The organism is Geodermatophilus sp. SYSU D01045, from assembly GCF_054050295.1.
On the sequence record NZ_JBJGZB010000002.1, the window covers coordinates 117,472 to 144,365 of the forward strand.

The window sequence follows — 26,894 nt, forward strand, 5'->3', positions numbered from 1 at the left end:
GCGGTCAGCTCCTCGTGCCGATGCCGCGGCCGACCGGCGACGGCGGCTCGGGCTCCTCGGCCGCGGACGGGGTGAAGTGCACGACCTGGTCCAGCGTGAGCTGGCGGGTGAGGTCGAGGCGGGCGACGAAGCGGTCCATGCTGCGGCGGCCGGCCGCCGGGACCACCCGCAGCCGGGTGGCCGCGCCGGGGGGCACCGGGACGCCGACCGCGGCGAGCACGGTGGACTCGACCTGGTTGGCCAGCATCACGGCGCCGGTGGAGCTGAAGCCCTCCCGGTCGAGGTGGGTGGCCGTCCCGAGCACCGGGGAGAGGAACACCGGCCCGGACACCGTCTCCTCGCGCATGCCCGCGGTCACCGTCACCGTCGGGTGGACGACGGCCAGCGACCACTCCAGCCCGCGCTCGGTGCCCAGCCGGGTGAGCCAGTCGACGAGCCGTGCGTCGGCGGCGGCCGCGGCGGCGTGCCGGTCCCGGGGTGTGCCCAGCGTCCGCACCAGCTCGGTGAGCGGACCCTGGTCGGAGTAGCCGGTGTCGCTGAAGACGGCCGAGTGCTCGGCCCGGCCGTAGCGCTGCGAGCGGGCGGCCAGAGCGGCCTGGATGCGGGCCTGCAGCTGGGCGCCGAGCCAGCCGACGTGCACCTGGGCCCGCCGCGCCTCGTGCACCAGCTGCACGTGCTCGTCGGGCGAGAAGCCGGCGGAGCCGACGGCCAGCGACAGCGGCAGCGTCCCGGACAGGCCGGTCGGGTAGGCCGACTCCTCGTCGGCCGCCCCCGCCGCACCGAACGGGTCGTGGACGACGCGGGCGAGCACCCGGGTCCACAGCCGGCTCTGCCGGTACAGCACGCCCAGCCGCTGCACCTCGCGCGCAACGTGGGCGACGTGCTTCTGCGCCCACTCCCGGCGTGCCCGCTGCTCGTCACGCTCGTGCAGCCAGGTGAACAGCTCCTTCTGCCGGCGCATGAACACCAGCGCGGAGCTGGTGAACCAGACGACCAGCAGGCCGACGCCGACGAGGCTGCCCACGAGGACGGAGAGGACCTCGCCGACGACCAGCCCGGCGACCAGGAACAGGGCGGCGACCACCGCGGCGAGGGCACCGAGCACGAACCGGCGGGTGCGCCGCTGGGTCTCCAGGATGCGCGCCGGCGGCTCGTCACCGCCGGTGTCCCCGGCGGTCCCGATCGCCTCGCTCAGCGTCCGGCGGGCCTGCTCGAGTTCCCAGGACAGCGACGAGCCGAGCGTCCAGGTGAAGCTGCGCTGCCGGGCCATCCAGGTGCCCAGCGACCGCAGGGTGCCGTCGAGGACGGCGTAGCGCGACGGGTCGTTCGCCCCCGCGGCCGGCCGGTCGCGCTCGCCGGTCAGCAGGCGGTGGGCCTGCGCGGCGAGGTAGGGGTCGTCGGGCTGCACCTCGACGGCGCCGACCTCCGGCAGGGCGCCGACCGGCAGCCGGTGCGCGGGCTCGGCCGGCGGCGGGACGATGAGCTCCGGCTTGTCGAGCACCTGCCGGTCCTGGCCGAACTGCGGCATGCGCACCGCCGGGTGCACCGCCGACCCGTCGGCCAGGCTGACGCCCACCGCCGTGACGTCGTTCCAGAACGCGCCGGCATCGACGGTGGCTGCCTCGCTGCCCGGGGACACCTGGGCCGACAGCCTCGTCGCCTCGTCGATCAGGACGCTGATGTCGTCCTCGTCGGCCGACTGCGGCGGCCGGTTGGCCGGCCGGACGCCGAGCACGAGCACCTCGTAGCCCGACCGGTCACCGAAGAGCCGGTCGTTGGCCCACCCGGCGAGCGCGCCGGCGGTCCGGTGCACCAGTCCCTCGACCCACGCCCTCGGGGCGTTCCGGATGGCCGCCCACAGGAAGGAGAGGAACATCCGGACCGCCTGCAGGAACCCGACGCCGGTGCGCGGGGCGGGCGTGTACGGCGGGGGGGCGGCGAACCGGGTCAGGTCGCGGTGCAGCTCCAGGACGGCGTTCGCCGCGGCCTCCGCGGCGGGCAGCGCCTGCACGTCGGGGACGTCGGTGAGCCGGTCCCCGCGGGGCGTGCGCGCCCGGGGGAGCGGCCCCTCGGCCCGGTACACCTGCTCGGACAGCCCGGTGAACACCGCCTGGGAGTCGAGGGTGCGGGCGTAGGCGCGGGCGACGACGACCTGCGTCCCGGGCCAGACCTGGGTGCCGTCGAACGGCGCCTCGGCCATCGCCGTCCAGAGCCCGGCGACGGTGGCCAGCCCCGAGGCGGCGTGCGCGGCGAGCTCCCCGGCCGGCACCGGCCGGCTCACCGCGGTCGGGCTCTGCCCGTCGCGCGCCTGCAGCAGCACGTTCGGCCGGGACCCGACGACGGCGTCCTCGGGGACGGGGGTCGCCCCGGTGGCGGGGACGAGCAGGTTGACCAGCGGCGCGTGGCCCAGGCCGATCCGCTCGAGCAGGGCCAGCGCCGCCGTCGTCGCCGGGACGGCGGGCCGCGGCGCGGTCCCGGCGTCGTCGGTGAAGACCTGAACCAGCACCACGCGCGCCCCGGTGATGCCCGAGACCGCCAGCCACTGCTCGGCCGCGGAGGTGCGCGCCCCGTCCCGGTCGACGACGGTCAGCTGTGGCGGGCCGGCCGGCTGGTCCAGGTCGATCCACACCGACGGGCCGAGCAGGTCGGCCGCCGTCCAGTCGCGGACGACCTCCCGGACGTCCGCCGCCGCGCCGCCGCCGAACCGGCCGAGGACGACCGTCGTGGGGCCGGAGCCGGGCGCGGTCATGCCCGCGTCCGGGTGATGCCGCTGGACGCCTGCGGAGCCAGGGCGATCCCGGTGTAGTCGGGCAGCTCCAGGTTGGCCAGCAGCTGGGTGCTCGCGGTCAGCAGCTGGGGGGCGATCTCCCAGTCGCGCGGCACCTTCCAGAAGTTGTGCGGGCTCACGGTGCTGAACTCCCCGCGCGGGCCGGGCACGGACGCGTCCGGCGGCAGCAGGCTCGTGGCGTCCTCGCGCAGCGAGGCACACCACTCCCGGGCCTCGGCCAGCCGCTGCTCCGGCGTCGCCACGACCGGGGACTCACCCCAGGGCAGCGCGCCGCTGCGGGTCCGGCCGTCCCGGATCCAGCTGAGCAGCGCGTCGTTCGGCTGCCGCTCGTCGGCCGACTGCAGGAACCGGCCGAGCTGGAAGAGGGCCTGGTAGGGCTGCAGCGCCGGCAGCTGGGTGTTGCCGTCGCACAGCGCCAGGGCGAGGGGCAGCGACTCGACGACGGCGGCCAGCAGGCCCCAGCCGGGCGCGTCGCGGGCCGGGTCCTCGGCGCCGAGCAGCGGGTGCGGCAGGCGGGTGAAGGTGCGCAGCTCCTCCGACCACACCGCGACGCCGCCGTCGAGGATCGGGCCCTCGCCGGGCATGAGGACCTCGCCGGTGAGCCGGCCGACCAGCCAGCCCGTGACCATCGACTGCAGCCAGGTGCGGGAGACCGGGGCGAAGTCGGTCAGTGACCGGCCGCGGCGCCAGCGCCAGAAGCTGCCGCGCAGCTGCGGGGAGTTCGACTCGGTCCACTGCTTGCGGATGGGGCGCTGCAGCGACGAGTAGACGACCGGGTTGTAGATGCCGGCGTAGTTGCCGAGGATGTCGATCCGCTTCTGCGGCCCCTCGGTGACCGCGTGGTGCAGCCGCTCGACGGCGTCGTGGTCGATCGCGCCACGGCGCAGCGCGTCGGCCATCCGCTCGACGACGTCCCGGTGCGCCGTCAGGGGCACCTCACCGAACTGGTAGGTCACCTCCACCCGGACGTCGTGGACCGCCTGGACCATGCCCGTGTCCACGGCCACGAGCGGGGCGGCCAGCTGCAGGGCCGCCTCGAAGCGGTCGACGAAGTGGCGGGCGAGCTCCTCCCGCTCGTGGACACCCGCACCCTCGCGGCGCAGGTAGGCGTCGAGGCCCTGCTGGATGAACCCACCCATGACCTGGTCGGGCCGGTTCACCCAGGCGCGGGCGCCGTCGAGCAGCGCCGCGGCGTCGAGCCCGACGCGGTAGGTGGCCCGCCGGGACGGGTTCACCGAGGCCAGCGCCTGTGGCCACCACTCCGAGCGGCGGCCGATCCGCACCGGCGAGCCGTTGGTGTCGAGGCCGGTGAGCCGCCCGGCCGGGCGGACCCCGCCGCGGACGTCGGCGTGCAGCCACGTCAGCGTCTCGAAGACGGCGAGCTCCTCGGCGCGCTCGGCCGAGACGGCGCCGCCGCCGGGGGCGAAGCCGTTGAAGGTCTGCACCAGCTGGTCGGCGAACGACCGCGGGTAGCCGGCGATGTCCTCGAGCAGGACCTCGTTCTCGGCGGTGGCGAAGCGGCCGGGGACGTCCTCGCCGACCGGCCACTGCTGCACCTCGGTCGTGGCGACGGTCGACACCGGGGCGGCCCCGACGGTCGCCCGCTCGGCGGCCTCGAGTGCCTCGCGGGCGTGCTGCAGCCCCGTGCGCAGGGGCGGCAGCAGGTCGGTGCCGAGCTGTGCGAGCAGGTCGCCGGCCAGGGCCGCGCCCTTGCGGACGAACAGGTCGCCGAAGTGCTGCCGGATGCGGGTGACGGCCCGGCCGACGACGCCGTGGTTGGCGTCGATGGCGGCGGTGACGGTCTGCAGCTCGCCGGTGACGTCGGCGGCGATCTCCTGCGGGTGCAAGGTCGTCGCGGAGTTCCGGGTCAGCTGGTCGGCGGCCGCCTGCAGGTCGGAGGCGAGCGTCTCGAGCACCCGCTCCGCCACCGGGAGCCCGCGCTCGCCTGCGACGAGGAGCGCCGCCTTCTCCAGCCGGACCTGGATGTCCTGCACCCACTTGGCGGCGGCCTCGCGCAGCTCCGCCTCGGCGTCCCCCGTGACCCGGTGGAAGGCCTGGTTGATCAGGCCGGCCAGCTGCTGGGCGAAGTGGGCACCCTTCGCCGAGTAGCCCGGCACCATCGCGGGGGCCACCGCGGCGCTGGTGGAGTTCGCCGCGAGCGTCTCGCGGGCCTGGGCAGACCAGACGTCGTCGACCAGGAACCGCAGGTAGCTGGTGTCCCGCAGGCGCAGGTCCGGGAGCCCGGCCCACTGGAGGAACTGGGGGTAGTACTCGGCCGCGGTGGCGGCGACGGCCTGCTGCGGGCTGCGCTCACCGGTGTGCACCGTGATGTCCCAGTGGCCGCGCAGCAGCCGCTCGAGCCCGCGGCGGGCCAGGCGCTGGGCCGCGTACTCGGCGTAGCGGTCCCGCCCCAGGCCGAGGGACGCGAAGCCGATCGAGCCGAAAACCAGCGGCTCGGTGGTCTCGATCTCCGCGCCGTGCCGGGCCGGCTGGACGCTGAGCTGGGTGCGGTCCTGCAGGGAGGTGGCGGCCGACTCCAGGTTGCCGATGGCGTAGGCCTTGAGGCTCGTCTGCTGGGCCTCCGAGACGAACAGCGAGGCCAGCGACCGGGCGAAGCCGCGGTAGACCGTCTCCGACGCGCCGTCACCGAACCGGGCTCCGGTGATGCCGTTGTAGGCGCCGACCGGGAAGGCGAGCAGTGGGCCGCGGCCGGGCTTCACCGGCTGAGGGACGCCACCGTAGACCGACCACTCCTGCGGGGTCCACGGCGTCTGCCGGGCCGCCATCGACGACATCAGCTCGGCGACGGTGCCGAGGGCGTTGGCGTTCACGCCGGCGCGACGGTTGGCCTGCAGCCGCTCGAACACGTCCGGCGTGTACAGGAAGGCCAGGGCCTGCTCGGCGGGGAAGTTGGGCACCTGCCCGGCGACCGCGCGCAGCAGGTTGCAGACGTCGAGGGTCATGGAGGCGCCGGTGCCGCCGGCCAGCGACGACACGACGAAGACCAGCGTGCCCTGGGACGCCTTGTCGTCGAGCTTGAGCAGGTTCGACAGGGTGCGGAGGTCGCTGTCGGCCGCGCTCTGGTTGAGCCGCTCGGCCACCGGGACCAACCGGTCGTAGACCAGACCGGCCCGGGCCAGCGTCAGCAGCCGACCGACCGCCCGGTACTGGCCGGCGCCCTCGGTGATCGGCGTCGTCACCTTCCCCGGATCCGGGCGCCAGCGGGCCAGCTGGCGCAGCTGGCTGCCGGTGGGCTGGGAGGAGAGGGTGGTCTGCAGCGCCGCGTCGAGGACGGCGTAGCTGTCGGTCGGGTTGCTCACCGGGATGTACGTGCCGCCCTGCGCCGGCACGGTCTGCGGCAGGCCGGGGCCGACGCCGTCCGGCGCCGAGGGCACGTCGATGTGCACGAACTCCCAGCAGCGGGGCAGGTGGTCGGCGGTCCAGCCCTTCGCGGACAGCTCCGAGCGCAGCTGGTCCATGAGGAACTGCAGGGTCTTGCCGCCCGAGCCGCCCAGGCCGACGACGCAGATCTTGTACACGGGTTCTCCAGGTCAGTGCGGGGTGCGCGGCGCCGTCAGCGCCGGAAGGGGTCGGACGAGGGAGACGGCCACGGGGAGCCGTTGCCGCCGGCGAACGGGTCGCGGGCCGGCTGCGGCGTGCTCGGCGACGTCGGGGCCGCGGGCGGCCAGGAACCGCCGCCACCAGGCCACGCGGGTGCGGGGCTGCCGCCGAACGGATCCGGCGCCGGACCGCCGCCGGGCGGGGTGCCACCTGGGCCGCCGAAGGGGTCCGGCGGGGCCGGGGGAGCCGTCGGGGCGTCGGCGCTCTCGCGGGCGGCGCCGCGCAGGCTGTCGACGGCGCCGGGGCCCTCCGCGCGGGCGCGGGCCAGCAGCGCCTCGCGCTGTTCGGCGGGAGCTGCCGCGTCGACGACGAGCAGCAGCCGGGCCGGCACCTCGGCGGCGTCGGAGGCCGCCGTCGTCCGGTCCAGGAGCAGCGTCCAGCTGCCGGCCAGCGCGAGCGGCAGTCGCGCGGCGAGCGACTTGGCCGCCCGGCCGCCCGGCGCGCCGGACACGCCGACCCGTGCGGGGTCCTGGACCTCGGCGAAGCCGGCCTCGGTGAGCTTCACGCCGGCGCGGGCCCGCACCGGGACGCCCGAGAGCACGGCCTGCTTGCGGCCGCCACCGGGTGGCGGGACCGGGTCCCACGCGCGGTCCAGCGCGGCGCCGGACAGCCCGACCGGGCCCACCCGCACGTCGAGCACGGTGGACTGCAGCGGCTTGTCGGGCAGCTTCGCGGCGATCCGGCGGCCGAGGAGGAACACCAGCACCGGCAGGCCGATGCCGACGACGAGCGCGGCGAGGAAGACGCCGATGAGCACGCCGGTGTCGGCCGGGCGCACGAGCTGGGCGGCGTAGGCCACTCGCACGTCGACCGCGCGGTCCTCGCGCTCGGCGCCGTCGACGCCCTCGGGCGCGGCGCGCAGCACCAGGTCGCCCTGCAGGTCCCCGGCGTCGACGACGCCGCTGGAGAGCTGCACGGTCAGCTCACCGGTCTCGCCCTGGGGGACCTCCAGGCACTTCTCCGCGCTGTCGTACGGCGAGGTCGCGGCGACCTCGCCGACGCCGGCGGGGTGGACGTCGAGCGTCGCGGACTCCACCCACACGCAGCCGGGGCCGGTGACGGGGATGGTCACGGTGTCGCTGGGCTCGGTCCCCTCCAGCCGGCCGAAGTCGACCGGGTCGGCGGCGACGGTCGGGAAGCCCAGCGGTGGGAGGACGTCGACCTGCGCGGTGCGTACCTGCGGCTGCAGCACCTGGCCGCTGACCGTGGTGACCGCGAGCGAGGTGCGCAGCTCGGCGGGGCCGGGCGGGAAGTCCGCGGGCACCGTCAGCGGCACGGCGCCCAGCCGCGCGCCGGGCACGGCGGTGGCCAGCACGGCCTCGGTGCCGTCGTCCGCGCGCAGCGCGACGTCGAGCGCGAGGGTGGGCGCCGGGTCGCCGAGCGTGGCCGGCGTGCCGTCCGAGCGGACGAGCACGAACGGCACCGTGCCGGGGTCCTCACCGACCCGCCACTCGACGTCGGCGTCGACGACCGCGGCCAGGTCGGCCTGGATGGTCAGCTGGGTGCGGGTGACGGCGTCGGGGTTCCGGCCGGTCGGGTCGACGAAGACGACCCGCCAGGTGCCCGACCAGTTGGCGCCGCCGGCGGGGATGGCCGCGTCGACGGAGAAGGCGCCGTCGGCGTACCAGGTGTAGTCGAGGCCGACCGCGCCGGCGGGCAGGACGCCCGTGGGCCGGGCCGCGTCGTAGCGCAGCAGCTGCGGCTGCGGCACGCCGGGCGGCTGGACGAGGACGTCGATCCCGGCCGCGTCGGAGGTGCCGACGAGGTGGATGGAGGTGATCGAGGCGTCGAGGGTGAAGGCGTGTGCCTGCTGCGGGCAGGCCGCGCCGACGCAGACCCCCTTCTCGTCTACCGGCTGCGGCGGGTTGGCCGGGTCGCCCACGGCGTCGAAGGCCAGCACCAGGTCCTGGACGTCGTCGGCGGGGAGGAACAGGCCGTAGGGGGCGGCCTGGCCGCACGGGTCCGGCGCCGCCGACTCGGCGATGCGCCCGAGCAGGCCCAGGTCGACGCCGTCGCCGGAGAGGCCCAGCGCGATCAGCAGGATGCGGTCCTCGCGGAGCTGGTCCGCCACGCCGCCGGGACGGCAGAGGTCCGCCTCCCCAGCCACGGCGACCTGTGTGGCGGCCTCGTCGGAGGTGATCGGGACGCCCTCCGCGCCGGGGATCGGCAGGGTCTCGCCGTACTGCCGGCGCTCCGCGTCGGTGTCGCGAGGGGACAGCTCGTACTGGCCGTCGGTGAACAGCACCAGCGCCTGGCAGGGACGGGCCGCCGCGGGGTCGCGGTGGTCGACCAGCTGCTGGCGGGCCGTCGTCAGCGCCGTCCAGTAGTCGGTCTCGAAGCCGTCGTCGCGGCCGGCGAAGTCCGCGACCGCGGCCGAGGCGTCGGGCAGGGACCCCTCGGTCAGCGGCGACCAGTCCAGCGCCCCGCGGACCCCGGCGGAGAAGCCGCTGACGGCGAGGTCGATGGTCGCGCCGCTGCGGGCGGCGGTGTCGGCGAGCCGGGCCAGCAGCAGCTGCGCCGCGGCGACCCGGGTGTCGTCGGGGTCGGTGCGGCCGAGGCTGCCGCTCTCGTCCACGAGCAGCAGCACGTCGGCCTGCTGCTGGTCGGCGAGGCAGGCGCCGAGGTCCTGCAGCGCGGCCGTGCCCACGGGGGACGGCGCGGCGGCCGCCGGGCCGGTGAGGCCGGCGAGCGCGAGGACGGCGCCGAGGCAGACCAGCAGGAGCGCGGCCGCGCGGCGGGGGAGTGCAGCGGTCACGCGAACACCTCGAGGCGGGAGAACCAGTCGGCGAACAGCCAGGCGTGCGCACCGGCGGCGAGCAGGGCGAGGACGACGGTGCCCAGCCGCAGCGCGCTGACCAGGCCGTCGCGGCCGAGGTACCAGGCGGAGGCCCGGCGCCGCGTGTCGGCGAGGGTGGCGGCGATGAGCAGTGCGGCGGCGCCGAACGTGGCGACCGCCCAGCCGAGGACGTGCCAGCCCCACCCGTCGAGGAACAGCAGCGGCACGGTCACCAGCGGGGCGAGCAGCGCGGCGCCCAGCAGGGCGACCGGCGGCGTTGCCCGCTCGGCCGGCGCACCGGCCGGTCCCTGTGCCCACGGGGAACCGCCGGACGTGCCGTCAGCCGACCCACCCGACAGCGGGGTGGCCGAGCTCGGGAAGCCGCCAGGCGACGGGAACCCGCCGGGGGTCGTCGACCCCCCGGGCGACGGGAACCCGCCCGGCGTGGGCGCGGCCCCCGCGGATCCGGACGGCCACGCGCCCCAGGGACTGGCGCCACCGGGCCCGGTCACGCGGCGCTCCCCGCGGTCGGGCGCGGGCCTCTGGGCACGCGAGGGACGAGCATCGGTTCCCCCCGTCGGTGGGCCCCACACGGGGGTCCGGGTCGGTCGAGTATCGGTATCGGCCCCGACGGCGACCCCTGAAGTCGTCCGCGGCCGTGGTCTGTGCCGGTCAGCTCGGGAGGCCCACCGAGCGCAGGAGTCCTGCGCGGCCCTGCGTCAGGCCCTGGCCGATCGCGCGGACCTTCCACTGGCCCGAGCGGCGGTACACCTCGGTCACCAGCAGGCCGGGGGCGTCGGGAAGGTCCTCCACCGGGTAGGCGGCGAGCGGCTCGCCGGACGCGGTGCGCACCGTCGCGGTCAGTCCGGTCAGCGCCCGCGCACCCGGGCCGGGCACGTCCAGCGCGAGGACGACGCTCACGACGTCGTTCGGGGTGGCACGCAGGTCCACGAGCACCTCGAAGCGCTCACGGTCGCCGGCCGACGTCGGGCGCTGCCAGGTGACCTGGTGCGCCGGGCTCAGCGCCCGGCCGCGGTCGTCGCAGGCGACCGCGGTCAGGACGGCGGGCACACCGGTGCCGCGCCAGGCGAGCTCGACCCGGACCTGGGCGGCCGGCTGCTGCGATGCCGAGCGCAGCGGTGCGTTGGCGCCCCGCACCAGCGTGGTCGTCATGCGCGGCGTCCTCCTGTGCAGTGCCGGGGCGCTCTCCGCTCCGGCCCCGGGGAGAGTAGGTCGGGAACCGGCCGGTGTCGCTGATCCCGCACGCGCCGTGACCCTCTGGTGTCAGAGGGTGGGGCAGGTGGGACGGAGGAGGGGCACGCGACAGGAGGGGACCGGACCGTCCGGAATCCCGCCCGCCGTCGGCAGGCGCTCGTAGCTTTCCTGCGTGCTGGAAGCCGGAGCCGTCCCCGTCGCACTGTCCAAGGGCCAGAACGCCGCCCTCCCACCGGAGGTGCTGCGACTGCGCGTCGTCGTCACCTGGGACCAGCAGGAGGAGGACGCCGACGTCGACGCCTCGGCGTTGCTCCTCGCCGCCGACGGGCGGGTGCGGTCCGACGACGACCTCGTCTTCTACAACCAGCCGGCCTCACCCGACGGCACCGTGCAGTACCTCGGCCAGACCAGCACGGACGCCGGTGTCCAGGCCGGTCTCGCGATCGACCTGGAGGGCCTGCCCGAGGACGTCGCCCGCGTCGCGGTCACGGCGAGCGTCGCCACCGGCACCCTGGGCCGGCTCTCCGGGCTGCGGATGCAGGTCCTCGACGGGACCGGCGTGCCGCTGTTCGGCTACGCGGTCGGCGACGTGGGAGCCGAGGCCGCGCTCGTGCTGGGTGAGGTGTATCGGCGCGACGGCGCGTGGAAGGTGCGCGCCGTCGGTCAGGGCTGGGACTCGGGACTGGCCGGCCTCGCCGAGAGCTTCGGCGTCACGGTCGAGGAGGAGCCGCAGGCGGAGGAGTCCGTCCCCGAGGTCCCCGCGGAGGAGGCGCCGGAGCCTCGCGTCGAGGTCGAGCCGGTGGGGGAGGAACCCACCGACGAGACCGCCGAGGAACTGGTCGAGGTCCAGGAGATCGAGGCCCCCGGTGGGGACCGGCCGCTGGCCGTCGTCATCGACCTACCCGCACCGCGCGCTACGCCGGTCACCTCGGGAGCCGCGCCGCGTCCCGCGCCGGCCGCCCGCGGCGTGCGGACCCGCAAGCGGGCGACGCCCGCGGTGACCAAGCCCGCGCTCAAGCTGGCCGGGGACGAGTCGTGGCAGCCGGCGCGGCTGTTCTCGGTGTCGGGCGTCGGCAACGCGGAGGAGCAGGAGAAGCGCGCCACCTCGGCGCTCATGGCCACGATGATGGGTGTCCGGGCCTTCGGCCGGGGCATCACCGCCCGGCTCGGAGCACCGGCCGGGACGGTCGAGACCTACCTCGAGGTCGGCTTCCCGCGCGGCGAGACCACGGTGTTCCCCGACGGGGTCATCCGGGTCGCCCGGGGCAGCAGGGTGTGGACCTGCTTGCTGGAGACCAAGACCGGCAGCGGGCAGCTCCGCCGTGACCAGGTGGAGAACTACCTCGACGTCGCCCGTCAGCAGGGCTTCGACGCGGTGGTCACCCTCTCCAACGAGATCCCGCCGGGCGTGGGGGAGCACCCGGTCGTCGTCGACCGCCGCAAGCTGGCCAAGGTCGCGCTGTTCCACCTGTCGTGGGCGGAGGTGCTGCACGAGGCCCAGATGGTCCTCGGGCACCGCGGGGTCGACGACCCGCTGCAGGCCTGGGTCCTCTCGGAGTTCGTGCGCTACCTGGAGCACCCCCGGTCGGGTGCGGCCGGCTTCGACGACATGGGCGCGTCCTGGGTGCCGGTCCGCGAGGCGGTGTCCGCCGGCACCCTGCGGGCCAACGACCGCAAGGTGCCCGGCGTCGTGGACTCCTGGATCCGGCTCATCCGGCACCTGAGCCTGCGTCTGTCGGCGGAGCTCGGGGTCACCGTCACCCACGTCCTCCCGCGCAAGCTGGCCACCGACCCCGTCGCGCGTACGAGAGCCGGGGTCGAGGCGCTGGCGTCCACCGGCTGTCTGAGCGCCACGGTCAAGGTGCCGGGCGCCATCGGCCCGCTGACCGTGGTGGCCGACCTGCGGACCGCTCAGGTCCGGGTCAGCACGCGGGTGGCGGCGCCGCAGGAGGGCACCGGTCAGCGGCGGATCTCCTGGCTGCTCCGCCAGCTCAAGGACGCACCCGACGACCTCCTCATCGAGGTCGCCTTCGCCGGCTCGCGGGAGACGACCTGCGAGCAGCTGCGCGACGTCCGAGAGAAGCCCGCGGCGCTCACCGGCTCCTCGGGTTCGGAGGTGTCCACCTTCACCCTCACCTGGACCCAGCCCATGGGCGGCAAGCGGTCGGGTGTGCGCGGGGCCTTCATCCCGAGCGTCACGGGCACCGTCGAGGGCTTCTACGGCCAGGTGGTCCAGCCGCTGCGGCCGTGGGTCGCCCCGGCTCCCCAGCTGCCCGACGACGTCGCCTCGCGTGCCACGGCGGAGGACGAGAGCCAGGCCGTGGAGGACGCCGGCTGACGCTGCGCCCGTCGTCGACCTGCTGCCGTCTCCCGCGCACTGAGGCAGCAGCAGGTCGACGTGCGGCGGATGCGCGCTCCCCGGCGGCCGGGGGATGCCGGACGGGGGAACGAGGTGGGTCGATCGTGTGACGTCTCGTCCCACCGGCGCGCCGGGCCTCGCGCCGCCGACGGGGTGCCGCCATCCTCGGCGGCCACCGTCCCGGGAGGTCCCCGTGAGCACCTCGCACCGCTGTGCCGGCCAGGTATGCACCTGCACGCCCGTCGCCCGACCCGTCGCGACCGCCGTCGTGCGCCGCCGCCCGGGGTGGGGGACCGCCCCCGCGGCGCCGCCGTCGATGACGGATCGCTGACGAGACGTCACACCCGTCCCACGGGTGGGCGCGACGTCGGAGGCGGGTGGCATGTTCTGGCTCCCGAGTCCCCACGGACTCCCGAGCGAGGAGACCCGCGTGCTGTGTGACACCTGCGCCGCCGAGACCCACCCCGGCCCGGTCTGCGCCCGCTGTGCCGCGCTGGCGCAGCTGACCCAGCCGGTGCTGCGGCTGGAGACCCGCCGCCGGCCCCCGGTCCCCCCGGCGCCCGCGCGCTGAGACGCCGCACCGGCTCCGCGGCGGCCCGCGGAGCCGGTGCGAGTGGAGCGGTCAGGCCATGCCGGCCGGCTCCAGCGGCCGGGGCGTCGGCGCCGGGGGCACCTCGCCGTCGGACTCGCGGATCCCGTACCGGGCGTACACCCGGCCCAGCGGCCCCGGCGCCCACCAGTTGGCCCGCCCCAGCAGCCGCATCGTCGCCGGCACCAGCAGGGTCCGGACGACGGTCGCGTCCACCACGATCGCGATCGCCATCGCGACGCCGATCATCTTGATGAACGTGATCCCCGAGGTGGAGAACGCCCCGATCACCACGAGCAGCAGCAGCGCCGCGCTGGTGATGATCCCGCCGGTGCGCTGCAGCCCGGTGGCGACGGCGGCGGTGTTGTCGCCGGTCAGGTCGTACTGCTCGCGGATGCGGGACATGAGGAAGACCTCGTAGTCCATCGACAGCCCGAACACGATGGCCAGCACGAGGATCGGCTGGGTCGCCTCGATGAACCCGGTCGGCGTGAAGTCCAGGAACCCGGACAGGTTGCCGTCCTGGAAGATCCACACCAGCGCGCCGAACGAGGCACCCAGCGACAGCACGTTCACCAGCACCGCCTTGACCGGCAGCACCACCGAGCCGAAGGCCAGGAACAGCAGCACGAACGTCGTCGAGACCACGATCAGCGCCATCCACGGCAACAGCGAGCCGAGGCTGTCCAGCAGGTCGGTCATCACGGCGCTCTCGCCACCGACGAGCACCTCGCCGCCCGGCGGCGCGGGCACGTCGCGGACGTCGGCGACCAGCGCGCGGGCGTCGGCGTCGACCGGGTCGCCGTCGTAGGCCACCGACACCCGCGCGGTGGTGCCGGCCGCCCCGGTCACCGACGCGCCGTCCACCTCCGGCAGCGCGGCGACGTCGGCCACGAAGCCCTCGAGCGCGGCGGCGCCGGCGGGGGAGTCGACCGGGTCGGGCAGGCTGACGACGGCGGTCACGGGGCCCGACGGCGAGGGCGGGAAGTCCCGGTCGATCGTCTCGGCCACCACCCGGCTCTCCGTGCCGGCGGGCAGCGCCCGGACGTCGATCGCGCCGAACTGCACGCGCAGGAAGGGCAGTGCGAGCACCAGCAGCAGCCCGACGACGGCGACGGTCACCAGCACCGGCCGGCGCATGACGCCGCGGGCGATCCGCTCCCACGCGCCGCGGCCGGGCTCCGCGTCCCGCGTCCGCCGGCGCCACGGCACCGACAGCGCGTCCACCCGCCTGCCGAGCACCGCCAGCAGCGCGGGCAGCAGGGTCAGCGCGGCGAGCATCGCGACCAGCACCGCGCTCACCCCGCCGAAGCCCATCGAGCGGAGGAACACCTGCGGGAACACCACCAGCCCGGCCAGCGACAGCGCCACGGTGATCCCGGAGACGGCGACCGTGCGGCCCGCCGTCGCCATCGTGCGGGCCAGCGCGTCCTCGACGGTGGCCTGCCGGCGCACCTCCTCGCGGAACCGGCTGACCACGAACAGGCCGTAGTCGATCGCCAGCCCGAGACCGAGGATCGTGACGATGTTGACCGCGAACACCGACACCTCGGTGAACAGGCTGACCACCCGCAGCGCGGTGAACGCCCCGAGGATCGCGGTGACGCCGATGGCCAGCGGCAGGCTCGCGGCGGCCAGGCTCCCGAAGACGACCACGAGCAGCACCGCCAGCACCGGCAGCGAGATCATCTCGGCGCGGGCGATGTCGGCGCTGACCCGCTCGTTGATGTCGCGCTCGACCGTGGCGGTGCCGCCGATCGACGTCTCCAGGCCCGGCGCGGCCAGCTCGTCCTCGACCACCCCGACGGCGTCGGTGCGGGCGTCGGCGTCCCCGGCCAGCGTCAGCACGGCGTAGGTGGACCGGCGGTCCTCGCTCACCAGCGGCGCCGCCCCGGTGTCGAACCAGGTCGTGGCCCGCTCGACGACGCCGTCGGGGAGCCCGGCCAGCGACGCACCGACCGCGTCCCGGTAGGCCGGGTCGTCGACGGTCAGGTCGTCGCTGCGGTACAGGACGACGACGTCGGAGGCGTCGCGGCCCAGCTCCCGGACGGCCAGCTCGGCGGCCCGGGCGCTCTCGCTGGCGGGGTCCTCGAAGCCGCCGCTGGTGAGCCGGCCGAAGACGCCCGTGCCCCACACGCCGGCGACGACGACGGCCACGGCGCTCAGCGCCAGCACCCACCGTCGCCGTCGGTACACCACTCGTCCGAGGGCCTCGAACACGGCGATCCCTCCCTCTCCCCGGTAGGCTGGGTGAACAGTGTTAGCGAACGGCGATAACTCTGCATACACCGTTCACTCGCGTCAACCCGGGGAGGTGGTCGGCCGTGGCGGAGCCGATCGGCAGGCGCGAGCGGCTGCGCGCCGAGACCCTGCGTGACATCCGCGGTGCGGCCCGTCGTGTGCTGGTCGAGCACGGGCCGGACGGGCTGGCGCTGCGGGCCATCGCGCGCGAGGTGGGGCTGACCGCACCGGCGCTCTACCGCTACTACGCCAGCCGCGAGGACCTCGTGGAGCAGGTGGTGGCCGACCTCTACGACGAGCTGTGCGACCGGCTGGAGGCCGCGCGCGACGCCGTCGACCCGCCCCGGCCCGGCACGCAGCTGCTGGTCACCGCGCGCGCCTTCCGCACCTGGGCGGTCGGCCACCCGGCCGAGTTCGGGCTGCTGTTCGGCTCGGCGGCCGACGGCGTGGTGCCCGACGAGACCGGCGACGGGCCGGCCGCGGCCGCCGGCCGCCGCTTCGGCGGCGTGTTCGCCGCGCTCCTCGCGGCCGTGTACTTCCGGCGGCCGTTCCCGGTCCCGGCCGACGCCGACCTCGCCCCCGACTTCCAGGAGCAGCTGCGCGCCTGGTGCACCACGCTGCCGGTCGAGCTGCCGCTCGGCGTGATGGCGGTGTTCCTCTCCTGCTGGGTGCGCCTGTACGGGCTGGTCTGCATGGAGGTCTTCGGCCACCTGAAGTTCGCCCTGGCCGACGCCGCCCCGCTGTTCGAGGCGGAGATGCGGGCGATCGGGGAGCAGCTGGGCATCTCGGCCGACTGGGTGCCGCCGGAGGTGTGACCGCCCTCACTGCTAGCAATCCGCTTGCTGTTGTTAGCGGCGCCCGACGGCGGGGCAGGAAGAGGGCGTCAGGTCGTCCCCGATCGCTGGAGTCCCCGCCGTGACCGACAACGACAACGCCCAGATCGTCAACCAGCTCCGCGCGCTCGTCCTGCTCAGCCAGACCGAGGAGCAGGTCGCCCGGACGCGGGTGCTGCAGGCCCGGACCGACGCCGTCCGCCGCGAGCTGACCCAGAACGCCGACAACGCCGCCGAGCGCACCCGGCTGATCACCGCGGAGCTGCGCGAGCTCGGTGGCGTGCCCGACGTCGTCACCCCGGCGCTCGGCCGGCTGGCCGCCGTGCTCAAGGCCACCTTCGAGCAGGCCGCGCCCATCGAGGAGGCCCTGCTGCAGGACCTCTCGCTCGAGCACCAGCTGCACGACCGCGCCCTCTACCTGAAGGTGCTCGGCCAGAAGGCCGGCCTGGAGAAGGTCGTCCGGCTCGCCGAGGGCCTGGTCACCGCCCACGAGGCCACCGTCGAGTGGCTCCAGGTGGTGCTGGCCGAGGAGGCGCTGGGCGGCCCCGCCGCGCTGCGGCCCACCCCGTTCCAGCAGGTCGCCGGCGCCGCGAGCCGGGCCGTCGTCGCGCCGTACCGCTTCGTCGCCAACCGGGTGAACCAGGCGGTCGACAGCGCCGAGCAGCGGCGGCAGAAGGTCGGCGAGGGGCTGGGGCAGGCCGCGAGCACGGCCGGCGGCCTGGCCGGCGCCGTCCGCGAGACCCTGGGGGCTGGCCGGAGCGCCGCGCTGCGCCGGGCCGAGCGGGTCGCCGACCGCGAGGGCAACCGGGAGGCCGCCGACGCCGCCCGGGCGGCCCGCGAGGAGCTCGGCGACGTCTCCGCCGACGAGCTGCCGGTGAAGGGCTTCGACTCGATGTCCACCCCGGACGCCGCCGAGGCCGCCAAGGCGCTGCGCGACCCGCACCAGATCAACGTGCTGATCCGCTACGAGGAGACGCACAAGAACCGGTCGGACGTGATCAGCGCCGCGCAGGTGGCGCTGGCCGCGGTGGCCAAGGAGGCCGTGGGCGTCAAGGAGAAGTGACGCCCGGCCGCACGCTCCGGAGGGCCCGCACCCACCCTGGGTGCGGGCCCTCCGCCGACCGGGGGAGATCCGCGTCGCAGCAGGTCGCGACCGTCCGGCTCCTCGGGGAAGGTGGGGACATGCAGATCACTCCCGAGGCCCTGGAGCAGGAGTTCTCGCTCCAGACGGCCGCCACCCGCCTCGACTTCCTCAGCCGGCGGGACTCCGGGGCGACGACTCTCAACACCGTCCGTGACCGCGACGACGACGACTGGACCTCGCTGCTGAGCCAGCAGACCTCCCTCGACGTGCCGGAGTCCCTGGAGATCCTCGCGCTCGGCGAGGTCATCGCCCGCAAGGCCCATGACAGCCAGCTGACCGGCTTCCGCGCCGCGCTGCGCGGCGGGGCGAGCTGGGAGCAGATCGCCGGCGCGCTCGGCGTCACCCCCGACCAGGCCTGGGAGGCCTACCACCGGGCCATCGAGCGCCAGGAGCGCACCGCCGCCCTCGCGCCCGACGAGGCCGCCTCCGCCCGCGAGCTCGCCGGTGGCCGCCCCGGCTCCTGAGGAAGGACCCCTCTGCCCCCCGCCACTCGCAGGCTCGCGGCGGGCCCCTGCAGAGGGGCCGCGAGGGCCCGGCCGCCGCGGCGGCCGGGCCCTCGTCGTTCAGCGGACCTCGACGCCCCGCCAGAAGGCCACCCGGCCGGTGATCTCCTCCGCCGCCTCCTTCGGGTCGGGGTAGTACCAGGCCGCGTCCCGGTTGGTCTGCCCGTCGACCTCGAGCGTGAAGTACGACGCCTGCCCCTTCCACGGGCAGGTCGTGTGCGTCGACGACGGGCGCAGCACGTCCTCGCGCACCGACTCGCGCGGGAAGTAGGCGTTGCCCTCGACGGTCACGATGTCATCGGACTCCGCGATGACGGTCCCGTTCCACGTGGCTGTGGTCATGGGGTGATCGTGCCGTCCGCCGCCACGCCCCGCAGGCGTACCGGCGGGCGGGCTGGGCATGTGTCCGGGGGAGAGGGCGCAGCAGATGCCGCCCCGCCGGTCCCGCACGAGGAGCCCGCCCATGTCCCAGGCCGCCCGTCCGCCCGACCCCGACGACCCGCGGCGGGGCATGCAGCCGCGGCCCAAACGCGGCCGGGCGGTGCTCCTCGGGACCTTCCTCGGCCTGATCGTCCTGGTGTTCGCCTTCATCCTCCTGGTCAGCCAGTGCGGCACCGGGGACGACGACGAGGTGTACGAGGACGACCCGGCCGGTGCCCCGGCGAGCGTCAGCGTGGTGCTCGACCACCCGGTCCCGGCTCCGGTCACGACCTGACCCGCGTGGGGGAGGCTGCGGCGCGTCCTCCTGACCAGCGCGTTCGCCGTGTGTGAAGGTGCCCGCCGGACCGCGTGCCACTCCCGGCGCCGGTCGGAGCACCGAGGAGCACGACATGACGAACCCGGGACAGCCCGGCACCCCGCCGGCCGGGGGCCCGCAGCCCGGTCAGCCCGTCCCGCCGCAGGGCGCTCCGCAGCCGGGGGGATGGCAGCCGCCCGCCGGCGGCCCGCCCCAGCCCGGTCAGCCCGGCGCGTGGGGTCAGCCCCAGCCCGGCCAGCCGGCCTACGGCCCGCCCCAGCCCGGCCAGCCCGCGTTCGGCCAGCCCGGTGCGCCGGGTCCGTTCGGTCCCGGCCAGCCCGGGCAGCCGGGGCCCTTCGGCGGCCCGGCGCCGGCCGGCAAGCCCGGCAAGGGCAAGAAGATCGGCAGCGCGGTGGCCGCGGTCGCCATCGCCGGCGGCATCGCGGCGTTCCGGTTCATCGACTTCGGCGCCCCCGAGGTCGGCGACTGCGTCCAGCGCACCAGCGGCACGGACGTCGACGTCGTCGACTGCGACGACTCCGCGGCCGAGCTGCGGGTGGTCGGCATCGAGGAGGAGGAGCAGACGGAGAGCGAGTACCTCGCCGACCCCGACACCTGCATCGACTTCGCCTCGGCCACCGACGCCCTCTGGTACGGCAGCACCGGTGACGAGGGCAGGGTCTACTGCCTCGAGCCGGTCGCCTGAGCCCGACCTCCGCACGACGAGCGCCCCGCCGGCCCGGCCGGCGGGGCGCTCGTGTCCTCAGCGCCGGAGCAGCGCGAAGGTCGCGACGGCGTGCGCGAGCGCCTCGCCCTCCTGCTCGACGTCGGCCTCGCAGATGGTCAGGTGCTCGCCGCGGGTGCGCACCCGGCCGCGCACCTCGAGCGGGCCGGGCCTCCCCGGGCGCAGGTAGGTGACGGTGAGCTGGCTGGTCGCGGGCACCTCGCCGTCGCCGGTGGTGCTGCGCACCGCCTGGCCCATCACCGTGTCCACCAGCGTCGCGACGACGCCGCCGTGCAGCGTGCCCGCCGGGTTCAGGTGCTCGTCGCGGACCTCGAACGCCAGGGTCGCGGCGCCGTCGCCGGCGTCCTCCACCGTCACTCCGAGCCGGCCGGCGAATCCGCCGGGGGTCGCGTCGTCTGCCATGGGGCGCGCGGTACCCGCCCGCCGGGGAGCCACGCCCGCGGAACCCCACGGGCGGCGGGGCCGCGGCTAGGGTCCGCCGCCGTGGCAGCGCGGCGGAGGACCTGGATCTGGCTGGCGGCGGCGGTCGTGGTGGTGGCGCTGGCCGCCGTCACGCTCGTCTGGTTCCAGCCGCAGAAGCTCTTCTACGACGAGCGGGTGGACGAGAGCCTGCCGCCGGCGGCCGCGGAGGAGACCGCGGGGACCGGCGACGGCGGGGGAGCGGTGATCACCGTGGCACCGCCCGGGCCGGTCGACCTCGCCACCGGCACGTTCGTCTCCCGCGAGCACGAGACCGTCGGCACCGCGCGGGTGGTGCGGCTCCCCGACGGGCAGGTCGTCGTCCGGCTGGAGGGCTTCGAGACCTCCAACGGCCCGGCGCTGTACGTGTACCTGTCGCAGAACCCGGCCACCGGCGAGGAGGCCGCCTTCGACGAGGAGTTCGTCGACCTCGGGCCGCTCAAGGGCAACGTCGGCGACCAGAACTACGCCGTGCCCGCGGGGGTCGACGCGACCGGGTACACGAGCGTCGTCATCTGGTGCGACCGGTTCGACGCCGCCTTCGGCGCCGCCGACCTCGGGCCGGCGACGGCGGCCTGAGCAGGGGTCAGGCGGGCTCGCGGCGCATCGGCACGTGCGGGATGCCGTCCTCCACGTAGCCGGGGCCGCTGAGCCGGAAGCCGAAGCGCTCGTACCAGCCCTGCAGGTGCGCCTGGGCGCCCAGCGTGATCGGGGCGCCGTCGCACAGCCCGATCCCGGCCTCGATCAGCCGCGCGGCCAGCCCCCGCCCGCGCGCGGACGCGGCGGTGGCGACCCGGCCGATCGCCCGGCTCGCGCCGTCGTCGAGGACGCGGATGGTGGCCAGGACCTCGCCGTCCTGCTCGAACCACAGGTGCCGCGTGGCCGGCTCGGTGTCCCGGCCGTCGAGCTCGGGGTACGGGCACTCCTGCTCGACGACGAAGACGTCGACCCGCAACCGGCAGAGGGCGTAGACCTCGAAGGGGGTGAGCTCGGCGAAGGACGCGGTGCGGAGGGTCGGCTGCGAGGCGGGCACCCTCCCGTTGTAGCTGACGTCAGTTCCGGGTGCGGTAGCGGCGCATCGTCAGCGGGCCGAGGACGGCGACCAGCGCGGCCGCCCACACCAGCACGAGGACGACGTCGGAGCCGGCGACCTCGCCGTGCACCAGCCCGCGCACCGCGCTGACCAGGTGGCTGACCGGGTTCACCTCGACGGCGGCCTGCAGCCAGCCGGGCATCGTGGCGGGGTCGACGAAGATGTTGCTGCCGAACGTCAGCGGCGTGATGACGAGCATGCTCCAGCCCATCACCGCGTTCGGCGTGCGCACGACCAGCGCCAGGTAGGTCCAGATCCAGCCGAGCGCGAAGGCGAAGACCAGCAGCAGCGCCACGGCCGCGAGCACGCCGACCGCCCCGCCCTGCGGCCGGAACCCGAGCGCGAGGCCCAGCCCGATGACCACCGCCGAGGCCAGCGTGAACCGGACGACGTCGCCGAGCAGCGCCCCGACCAGCGCGCTGGGCCGCCAGACCGGCAGCGAGCGGATGCGGTCGAAGACGCCCTTCTCGATGTCGGTGTTGAGCGCCACCCCGGTGTACATCGTGATCATCAGGATGCTCTGCACGAGGATGCCGGGCAGGAAGAACTGCAGGTAGCGGTCGACCGAGCCGGCCAGGGCGCCGCCGAACAGGTACGTGAAGATCAGCGTGAGCATCACCGGGAAGACGGTGACGTCGAACAGCTGCTCCGGGACGTACTTGATCCGCAGCAGGGTGCGCCGGCCGAACGTCGCCGACGCCGCCAGCGCGCCCTGCGGCCGCGGGCGCTCCCCGGAGCCGAGGGCGGCGAGGACCGCGTCGGTGTCCGGGGCCGCGACCTCGGCGGGGGCGGTCGCGGCCGGCGGGCTGTCGAGGGTCGTCATCGCGGGTCCTCCGGATCGGGGGCGGACGGAGCGGCGGTCTCGGCGGGCCGGCCGGTCAGGGCGAGGAAGACCTCGTCGAGGCTCGGCTGCCCGAGGGCGAACTGGGCCAGCGGGATGCCGGCGGCCTCCAGCTCGGTGAGCGCCCGGGCGGCCGGCCCGGCGTCGGGCACCGAGGCGGTGAGGGCCGCCGGGTCGCCGTCCTCGGTCACCGGCACGGCCAGCACCCGCTCGAGCAGCTCGCGGGCGACGCCCCGGCGGGCCGGGTCGCCGACCCGCACGTGCAGCGTGCCCGACCCCACCGACGCTTTCAGCGCACCCGGCGTGCCCTCGGCGATGACGCGGCCGGCGTCGATGACGGAGATGCGGTCGGCGAGCTGGTCGGCCTCGTCGAGGTACTGGGTGGTCAGCAGCACCGTCGTCCCGCCGCGGACCAGCGCCCGCACGACGTCCCACACCTGGTTGCGGCTGCGCGGGTCCAGGCCGGTGGTCGGCTCGTCGAGGAAGATCAGGTCGGGCCGGACGACGATGCTCGCGGCGATGTCGATCCGCCGCCGCATGCCGCCGGAGTAGTTCTTCACCTGCTTGCCGGCCGCCTCGGTGAGGCCGAACGCCGACAGCAGCTGGTCGGTGCGCTGGCGGGCGGCGGCCCGGGAGTAGCCCAGCAGCCGGGCGAGCAGCAGCAGGTTCTCCGCGCCGCTGAGCACCTCGTCCAGGGAGGCGAACTGGCCGGTCAGGCTCACCCGCGCGCGGACGGCGTCGGCGTCGGTGACGACGTCGTGGCCGAACACCCGGGCGGTGCCGCCGTCGGGCGGGAGCAGGGTGGCCAGCATCCGGATCGTGGTCGTCTTGCCGGCTCCGTTGGGGCCGAGGAAGCCGTGCACGCCGCCCTGCGGGATCAGCAGGTCGACCCCGGCGACCGCCGTCGTGGTGCCGAAGCGCTTGACCAGGCCGACGGCCTCGATGGCCGGGACCCCGTCGCTCCCGGACACCTGTCCACCGGCCGGCGCCGCATCACCGACGTACGCCGTCACGTGCCCCACCCCCTGCTCCCCGAGTCGGGTGCCCGCACGGTCCCGCGCGGGTCTGACGCTTCTGACCGGGGAGGGGGGCGGGACTCATCGGTTCCCGGCCCCGTCGGCACCTCTGGTTAGGTGTGCCTACCCTGGCTGTCGAGATCAGCCGTGCACGTCCCCTTGGAGGACCCGTGACCACGCCCGGGCGGGCGACCGCCGCCGTCCTGACCGCCGTCTGCCTCTCCGGCGCGCTGGCCGCCTGCGGGAGCGCCGGGGCGTCGGACGCGGAGACGCTCACGGTGTACAGCGCCCAGCACGAGAGCCTGGTGCGCACGATGCTCGAGGGCTTCACCGAGGAGACGGGCATCGAGGTGGAGTTCCGCGACGGCAACGACGCGGAGCTGGCCAACCAGATCGTGCAGGAGGGCGACGCCTCGCCCGCCGACGTCTTCCTCACCGAGAACAGCCCGTCGATCGCCGTCCTCGACCGCGAGGGCCTGCTGGCGCCGCTCGAGCAGGAGACGCTCGACCAGGTCGGTGCGCAGTTCCGCCCGTCGTCGGGGACCTGGACCGGCTTCGCCGCCCGCTCGACCGTGCTGGTGTACGACCCCGCCGCGCTGCCGGAGGACCAGCTGCCGGCGTCGATCCTGGACCTGGCCGACCCGGCCTGGGAGGGCCGCATCGGGATCGCCGCCGGGGGCGCGGACTTCCAGGCGATCGTCGCGGCGGTGCTGGCCCTGCGCGGCGAGGAGGCCACCCGGGCGTGGCTGGAGGGGCTCGAGCGCAACGCCGGCGTCTACCAGAGCAACACCGCCGTGATGGTGGCCGCCGACGAGGGCGAGATCGACGCCGGCGTCATGTACCACTACTACTGGTACCGCGACCAGGCCGAGGGCGGCCTCAAGGGCGACGACGCGCGGCTGCACTTCTTCGGCGGCCAGGACCCGGGCGCCTTCCTCAGCGTCTCCGGGGCCGGCGTCCTCGCCTCGTCGGACCAGCCCGAGGACGCGCAGCGGCTGGTCGCCTGGCTGACCGGCCGGGAGGCGCAGGAGCGGCTGGCCGAGAGCACCGCCCTGGAGTACGCGGTCGGCACCGGGGTGCCCTCCGCCGAGGCGCTGCCGCCGCTGGACACGCTCGGGGTGCCGGCGGTCGACCCCGGCTCGCTGGACCAGGAGCGGGTCACCGAGCTCATGCAGGAGGTGGGCCTGCTCTGAACGCCTCCCCGGCCCCCGCCCGTCCGCGCTCCGCGGCGCCCGCCCTGCCGGCGTCGCGGAGCCGGCGCGCGTCCCGGGCCCGGCGCGCGCCGGTGACGGTGGCGCTGGCCGCGGCCGTGGCGGCGCTCGCGCTGCTCCCCCTGGTGCACATCGGGGTGGCCGTCGCCGAGGTCGGGTGGAGCGGCGTGGCGGAGCTGGTCTTCCGGCCACGGGTCGCGGAGCTGCTGGGCAACACCGTCCGGCTGGTCGCCGGCTCGGTCGCGGTGTGCGTCGTGCTCGGCGTGGGCGCGGCCTGGCTGGTCGAGCGCGCCACCCTGCCCGGCCGCCGGGTCTGGCACGTGCTGATGGTCGCGCCGCTGGCGCTGCCCGCCTTCGTCACCGGCTCGGCGTGGATCTCCCTGCTGCCCGGCCTGGACACCTACGGCGGCGCGCTGCTGGTCGTCTCGCTGGCCTATTTCCCGTTCGTGTACCTGCCCGCGGTCGCCGCCCTCCGCGGCACCGACCCGGCGCTGGAGGAGACCGCGCGGGGCCTGGGCCTGTCGGGCTGGGCGGTGTTCCGGCGGGTGCAGCTGCCCCAGCTGCGGGTGGCGGTGCTCGGCGGGGCGCTGCTGGTCGCCCTGCACGTGCTGGCCGAGTTCGGCGCCCTGGCGATGCTGCGCTACCCGACCTTCACCACGGCGGTCTACGACCAGTACCGCGCCACCTTCAACGGCCCCGCGGCCACCATGCTCGCCGGCGTCCTCGTGCTGCTGTGCCTGGTGCTGCTGGTGGCCGAGATCCGGCTGCGCGGCGCCCGCGGGTACGCCCGCACCGGGGCCGGCGCCGCCCGGCAGCCGCGCCCGGTCCGGCTCGGCCCGCTCACCGGGCCGGCGCTGCTGGCCCTCGCCGCGGTGGCGGGGCTCGCGCTGCTCGTCCCGGTCGCCGCGCTGGCGTCCTGGTTCCTGACCGGCGCCTCCGCGCGGGTCGACTGGGCGACCCTGGCCGCCACCACCGGGACGACGCTCGCGCTGGCCGCCGCGGCCGCGGCCGTCACCACCGCGCTGGCCCTGCCGACCGGCTGGCTGGCCGTGCGCCGCCGCGGGCCGCTGGCCACCCTCCTCGAGCGCACCACCTACCTGGGCAGCGCCGTGCCGGCGATCGTCGTCGCCCTGGCTCTGGTCGCGGTGAGCATCCGGGCGCTGCCGGCGCTCTACCAGACCGTCCCGGTGCTGCTGGCCGCCTACGCGATCCTCTTCCTGCCGCGCGCGATCGTCACGGTGCGCGCGGCGGTCGAGCAGTCACCGCCGGTGCACGACGAGGTCGCGTCCTCCCTCGGCGTCCCTGCACCCGCCCGGCTGTGGCGGGTGACCCTGCCGCTGCTGGCCCCGGGGATCGGCGCGGGCGCGGCGCTGGTGTTCCTCGCGGTGGTCACCGAGCTCACCGCGACCCTGCTGCTGGCCCCGACCGGCACCGAGACGCTCGCGACGGCGTTCTGGTCGGCCAGCAGCGCGCTGGAGTACGGCGCCGCCGCGCCCTACGCCGTCGTCATGGTCCTGCTCTCGGCACCGGCCACGGTGCTGCTCTCCCGCGATGCCCTCTCCCGCGATGCCCTTCCCCGCGATGCCCTCTCCCGCGATGTCCGACGAGGTCTGACCCCATGAGCGCGCTCACCGTCACCGGCCTGGCGAAGTCCTACGGCCGCACCCCCGTGCTCACCGGGGTGGACCTGCACGTCCCCGCCGGGACGACCACCGCCCTGCTGGGGTCCTCCGGCTGCGGCAAGACGACGCTGCTGCGCATCGTCGCCGGGTTCGACGACCCCGACGCCGGCACCGTCGAGCTGGGCGGCCGGGTGGTGGCCGGCGCCGGCCGCGGGGTGCCCGCCCGCCGGCGCGGCATCGGCTTCGTGCCGCAGGAGGGCGGCCTGTTCCCGCACCTGAGCGTGGCCGGCAACGTCGCCTTCGGCCTGCCCCGCCGGCTGCGCCGCGACCGGGCCCGGATCGCCGGGCTGCTGGCCCTCGTCGGCCTCGACGCCGCGCTCGCCGACCGGGCGCCGCACCAGCTCTCCGGCGGCCAGCAGCAGCGGGTGGCGCTGGCTCGGGCCCTGGCGCCCGAGCCGTCGCTGGTGCTGCTCGACGAGCCGTTCTCCTCCCTCGACGCCGCGCTGCGGGAGGACACCCGGCGGGCCGTCGTCGAGGCGCTGCGGGCCACCGGCGCGACCGCCGTGCTGGTCACCCACGACCAGGCCGAGGCGCTGTCGACCGCCGCCCAGGTGGCGGTCGTGCGCGGCGGGACGCTCGCGCAGCTGGCCGACCCGCGCACGCTCTACCGGGAGCCCCGCGACCTGGACGTGGCCGCCTTCGTCGGGGAGGCCGTGGTGCTCGACGGCGTCGCCGCCGGGGGCCGGGTGGCCTCCGAGCTGGGTGAGCTGACGCTGGGCCGGCCCTGCCCCGACGGGCCGGTCCGGGTGCTGCTCCGCCCCGAGCAGCTGCGGCTGGCGGCCGGCCCGGGCGCCCGGGTGCGCGACGTCGACTTCTACGGGCACGACGCCCGCGTCGAGCTGGAGCTGCCGTCGGGCCGGCGGGTGAGCGCGCGCACCGAGGGCGCGGACCTGCCGCTGCCCGGCGCGGAGGTCACCGTCACCGTGCAGGGCCCCGCGGTCCCGTTCCCGGCGCCCCCGGTCGCGCCGTCGCAGGTGGTCGGGCAGGCCCCGGCACCGGCCTGACCCTGGGCGCCGGCTGTGGGTTAGGTGTGCCTAAGCTC

General features: G+C 75.9%; 22 protein-coding genes. 11 read left to right on the forward strand and 11 right to left on the reverse strand.

Annotation, left to right across the window (positions count from 1 at the left end; translation table 11 throughout):
* Nucleotides 1–4: 4 nt before the first annotated feature.
* From ACI798_RS02310 to ACI798_RS02330, 5 genes are all read right to left on the reverse strand, one after another.
* A complete protein-coding gene (locus tag ACI798_RS02310; protein ID WP_457047118.1) occupies nt 5–2,749 on the reverse strand; it encodes a hypothetical protein in 2,745 nt (914 codons plus the stop codon).
* Nucleotides 2,746–6,327 (reverse strand): tubulin-like doman-containing protein, encoded by a 3,582-nt coding sequence (locus ACI798_RS02315; protein WP_457047119.1) that lies wholly within the window; start codon nt 6,325–6,327, stop codon nt 2,746–2,748. The genes ACI798_RS02310 and ACI798_RS02315 overlap by 4 nt, the downstream gene beginning before the upstream one ends.
* 35 nt (nt 6,328–6,362) lie before the next feature.
* Nucleotides 6,363–9,164 carry a vWA domain-containing protein gene (locus ACI798_RS02320; protein WP_457047120.1) on the reverse strand — a complete coding sequence of 934 codons (2,802 nt, stop codon included), beginning with the start codon at nt 9,162–9,164 and terminating at the stop codon, nt 6,363–6,365.
* Nucleotides 9,161–9,697, reverse strand: coding sequence for a hypothetical protein (locus ACI798_RS02325; protein ID WP_457047121.1), 537 nt, complete (start codon nt 9,695–9,697; stop codon nt 9,161–9,163). Before ACI798_RS02325 ends, ACI798_RS02320 begins: the two co-directional genes overlap by 4 nt.
* Nucleotides 9,698–9,857: 160 nt before the next feature.
* Nucleotides 9,858–10,358 carry a TerD family protein gene (locus tag ACI798_RS02330; RefSeq protein WP_457047122.1) on the reverse strand — a complete coding sequence of 167 codons (501 nt, stop codon included), beginning with the start codon at nt 10,356–10,358 and terminating at the stop codon, nt 9,858–9,860.
* 214 nt (nt 10,359–10,572) lie between these two features.
* Between ACI798_RS02330 and ACI798_RS02335 the strand changes: the two genes are divergently transcribed.
* Nucleotides 10,573–12,738, forward strand: a complete 2,166-nt coding sequence (locus ACI798_RS02335; protein ID WP_457047123.1) for a TerD family protein — start codon at nt 10,573–10,575, stop codon at nt 12,736–12,738.
* Nucleotides 12,739–13,189: 451 nt separating this feature from the next.
* Complete coding sequence (locus ACI798_RS02340; protein ID WP_387988812.1) at nt 13,190–13,330, forward strand: hypothetical protein; 141 nt, start codon at nt 13,190–13,192, stop codon at nt 13,328–13,330.
* Between the two features lie 51 nt (nt 13,331–13,381).
* On the opposite strand, the gene ACI798_RS02345 is transcribed toward ACI798_RS02340, so the two are convergent.
* The gene (locus tag ACI798_RS02345; protein ID WP_456939700.1) at nt 13,382–15,568 is read right to left on the reverse strand and encodes an MMPL family transporter; all 2,187 of its coding nucleotides are present in this window, start codon (nt 15,566–15,568) and stop codon (nt 13,382–13,384) included.
* A 104-nt stretch (nt 15,569–15,672) separates the two neighbouring features.
* Between ACI798_RS02345 and ACI798_RS02350 the strand changes: the two genes are divergently transcribed.
* From ACI798_RS02350 to ACI798_RS02360, 3 genes are all read left to right on the forward strand, one after another.
* The gene (locus tag ACI798_RS02350) at nt 15,673–16,404 is read left to right on the forward strand and encodes a TetR/AcrR family transcriptional regulator (protein ID WP_456939701.1); all 732 of its coding nucleotides are present in this window, start codon (nt 15,673–15,675) and stop codon (nt 16,402–16,404) included.
* 100 nt (nt 16,405–16,504) lie between these two features.
* The gene (locus tag ACI798_RS02355; RefSeq protein ID WP_457047124.1) at nt 16,505–17,485 is read left to right on the forward strand and encodes a ferritin-like domain-containing protein; all 981 of its coding nucleotides are present in this window, start codon (nt 16,505–16,507) and stop codon (nt 17,483–17,485) included.
* Between the two features lie 119 nt (nt 17,486–17,604).
* A complete protein-coding gene (locus ACI798_RS02360) occupies nt 17,605–18,030 on the forward strand; it encodes a hypothetical protein (protein ID WP_457047125.1) in 426 nt (141 codons plus the stop codon).
* A 99-nt stretch (nt 18,031–18,129) separates the two neighbouring features.
* Here ACI798_RS02360 and ACI798_RS02365 read toward each other — a convergent pair whose 3' ends face one another.
* Nucleotides 18,130–18,411 (reverse strand): DUF427 domain-containing protein, encoded by a 282-nt coding sequence (locus ACI798_RS02365; protein WP_457047126.1) that lies wholly within the window; start codon nt 18,409–18,411, stop codon nt 18,130–18,132.
* Nucleotides 18,412–18,532: 121 nt separating this feature from the next.
* Here ACI798_RS02365 and ACI798_RS02370 point away from each other — a divergent pair, with 121 nt between their 5' ends.
* Entirely contained in the window at nt 18,533–18,784 is a 252-nt protein-coding gene (locus tag ACI798_RS02370) for a hypothetical protein (RefSeq protein ID WP_457047127.1), read from the forward strand.
* Nucleotides 18,785–18,899: 115 nt separating this feature from the next.
* The gene (locus ACI798_RS02375) at nt 18,900–19,511 is read left to right on the forward strand and encodes an LppU/SCO3897 family protein (RefSeq protein ID WP_457047128.1); all 612 of its coding nucleotides are present in this window, start codon (nt 18,900–18,902) and stop codon (nt 19,509–19,511) included.
* A 57-nt stretch (nt 19,512–19,568) separates the two neighbouring features.
* On the opposite strand, the gene ACI798_RS02380 is transcribed toward ACI798_RS02375, so the two are convergent.
* Nucleotides 19,569–19,952 carry a PaaI family thioesterase gene (locus ACI798_RS02380; protein WP_456939707.1) on the reverse strand — a complete coding sequence of 128 codons (384 nt, stop codon included), beginning with the start codon at nt 19,950–19,952 and terminating at the stop codon, nt 19,569–19,571.
* 81 nt (nt 19,953–20,033) lie between these two features.
* Between ACI798_RS02380 and ACI798_RS02385 the strand changes: the two genes are divergently transcribed.
* Nucleotides 20,034–20,588, forward strand: a complete 555-nt coding sequence (locus ACI798_RS02385) for a DM13 domain-containing protein (protein ID WP_456939708.1) — start codon at nt 20,034–20,036, stop codon at nt 20,586–20,588.
* Nucleotides 20,589–20,595: 7 nt separating this feature from the next.
* Here ACI798_RS02385 and ACI798_RS02390 read toward each other — a convergent pair whose 3' ends face one another.
* From ACI798_RS02390 to ACI798_RS02400, 3 genes are read right to left on the reverse strand one after another with little or no spacing between them, the layout of a single operon-like run.
* Nucleotides 20,596–21,042: a GNAT family N-acetyltransferase gene (locus ACI798_RS02390; protein ID WP_456939709.1), complete on the reverse strand. Its 447-nt coding sequence runs from the start codon at nt 21,040–21,042 to the stop codon at nt 20,596–20,598.
* 19 nt (nt 21,043–21,061) lie between these two features.
* A complete protein-coding gene (locus ACI798_RS02395) occupies nt 21,062–21,925 on the reverse strand; it encodes an ABC transporter permease (protein WP_457047129.1) in 864 nt (287 codons plus the stop codon).
* Nucleotides 21,922–22,914 (reverse strand): ATP-binding cassette domain-containing protein, encoded by a 993-nt coding sequence (locus ACI798_RS02400; RefSeq protein WP_457047130.1) that lies wholly within the window; start codon nt 22,912–22,914, stop codon nt 21,922–21,924. Before ACI798_RS02400 ends, ACI798_RS02395 begins: the two co-directional genes overlap by 4 nt.
* 215 nt (nt 22,915–23,129) lie before the next feature.
* On the opposite strand from ACI798_RS02400, the gene ACI798_RS02405 reads away from it, so the two are divergent.
* From ACI798_RS02405 to ACI798_RS02415, 3 genes are all read left to right on the forward strand, one after another.
* Nucleotides 23,130–24,152, forward strand: coding sequence for an iron ABC transporter substrate-binding protein (locus ACI798_RS02405; RefSeq protein ID WP_457047131.1), 1,023 nt, complete (start codon nt 23,130–23,132; stop codon nt 24,150–24,152).
* Nucleotides 24,153–24,244: 92 nt separating this feature from the next.
* Nucleotides 24,245–25,792, forward strand: a complete 1,548-nt coding sequence (locus ACI798_RS02410; protein ID WP_457047132.1) for an ABC transporter permease — start codon at nt 24,245–24,247, stop codon at nt 25,790–25,792.
* Complete coding sequence (locus ACI798_RS02415) at nt 25,789–26,856, forward strand: ABC transporter ATP-binding protein (protein ID WP_457047133.1); 1,068 nt, start codon at nt 25,789–25,791, stop codon at nt 26,854–26,856. The genes ACI798_RS02410 and ACI798_RS02415 overlap by 4 nt, the downstream gene beginning before the upstream one ends.
* Nucleotides 26,857–26,894 lie beyond the last annotated feature (38 nt).

Bases quoted from the DNA above. Each gene is read 5' to 3' on its own strand.
- ACI798_RS02370 (WP_457047127.1), top strand. From the start codon at position 18,533: ATGTCCCAGGCCGCCCGTCCGCCCGACCCCGACGACCCGCGGCGGGGC.
- ACI798_RS02380 (WP_456939707.1), bottom strand. From the start codon at position 19,952: ATGGCAGACGACGCGACCCCCGGCGGATTCGCCGGCCGGCTCGGAGTG.
- ACI798_RS02310 (WP_457047118.1), bottom strand. From the start codon at position 2,749: ATGACCGCGCCCGGCTCCGGCCCCACGACGGTCGTCCTCGGCCGGTTC.
- ACI798_RS02395 (WP_457047129.1), bottom strand. From the start codon at position 21,925: ATGACGACCCTCGACAGCCCGCCGGCCGCGACCGCCCCCGCCGAGGTC.
- ACI798_RS02360 (WP_457047125.1), top strand. From the start codon at position 17,605: ATGCAGATCACTCCCGAGGCCCTGGAGCAGGAGTTCTCGCTCCAGACG.
- ACI798_RS02375 (WP_457047128.1), top strand. From the start codon at position 18,900: ATGACGAACCCGGGACAGCCCGGCACCCCGCCGGCCGGGGGCCCGCAG.
- ACI798_RS02365 (WP_457047126.1), bottom strand. From the start codon at position 18,411: ATGACCACAGCCACGTGGAACGGGACCGTCATCGCGGAGTCCGATGAC.
- ACI798_RS02330 (WP_457047122.1), bottom strand. From the start codon at position 10,358: ATGACGACCACGCTGGTGCGGGGCGCCAACGCACCGCTGCGCTCGGCA.
- ACI798_RS02415 (WP_457047133.1), top strand. From the start codon at position 25,789: ATGAGCGCGCTCACCGTCACCGGCCTGGCGAAGTCCTACGGCCGCACC.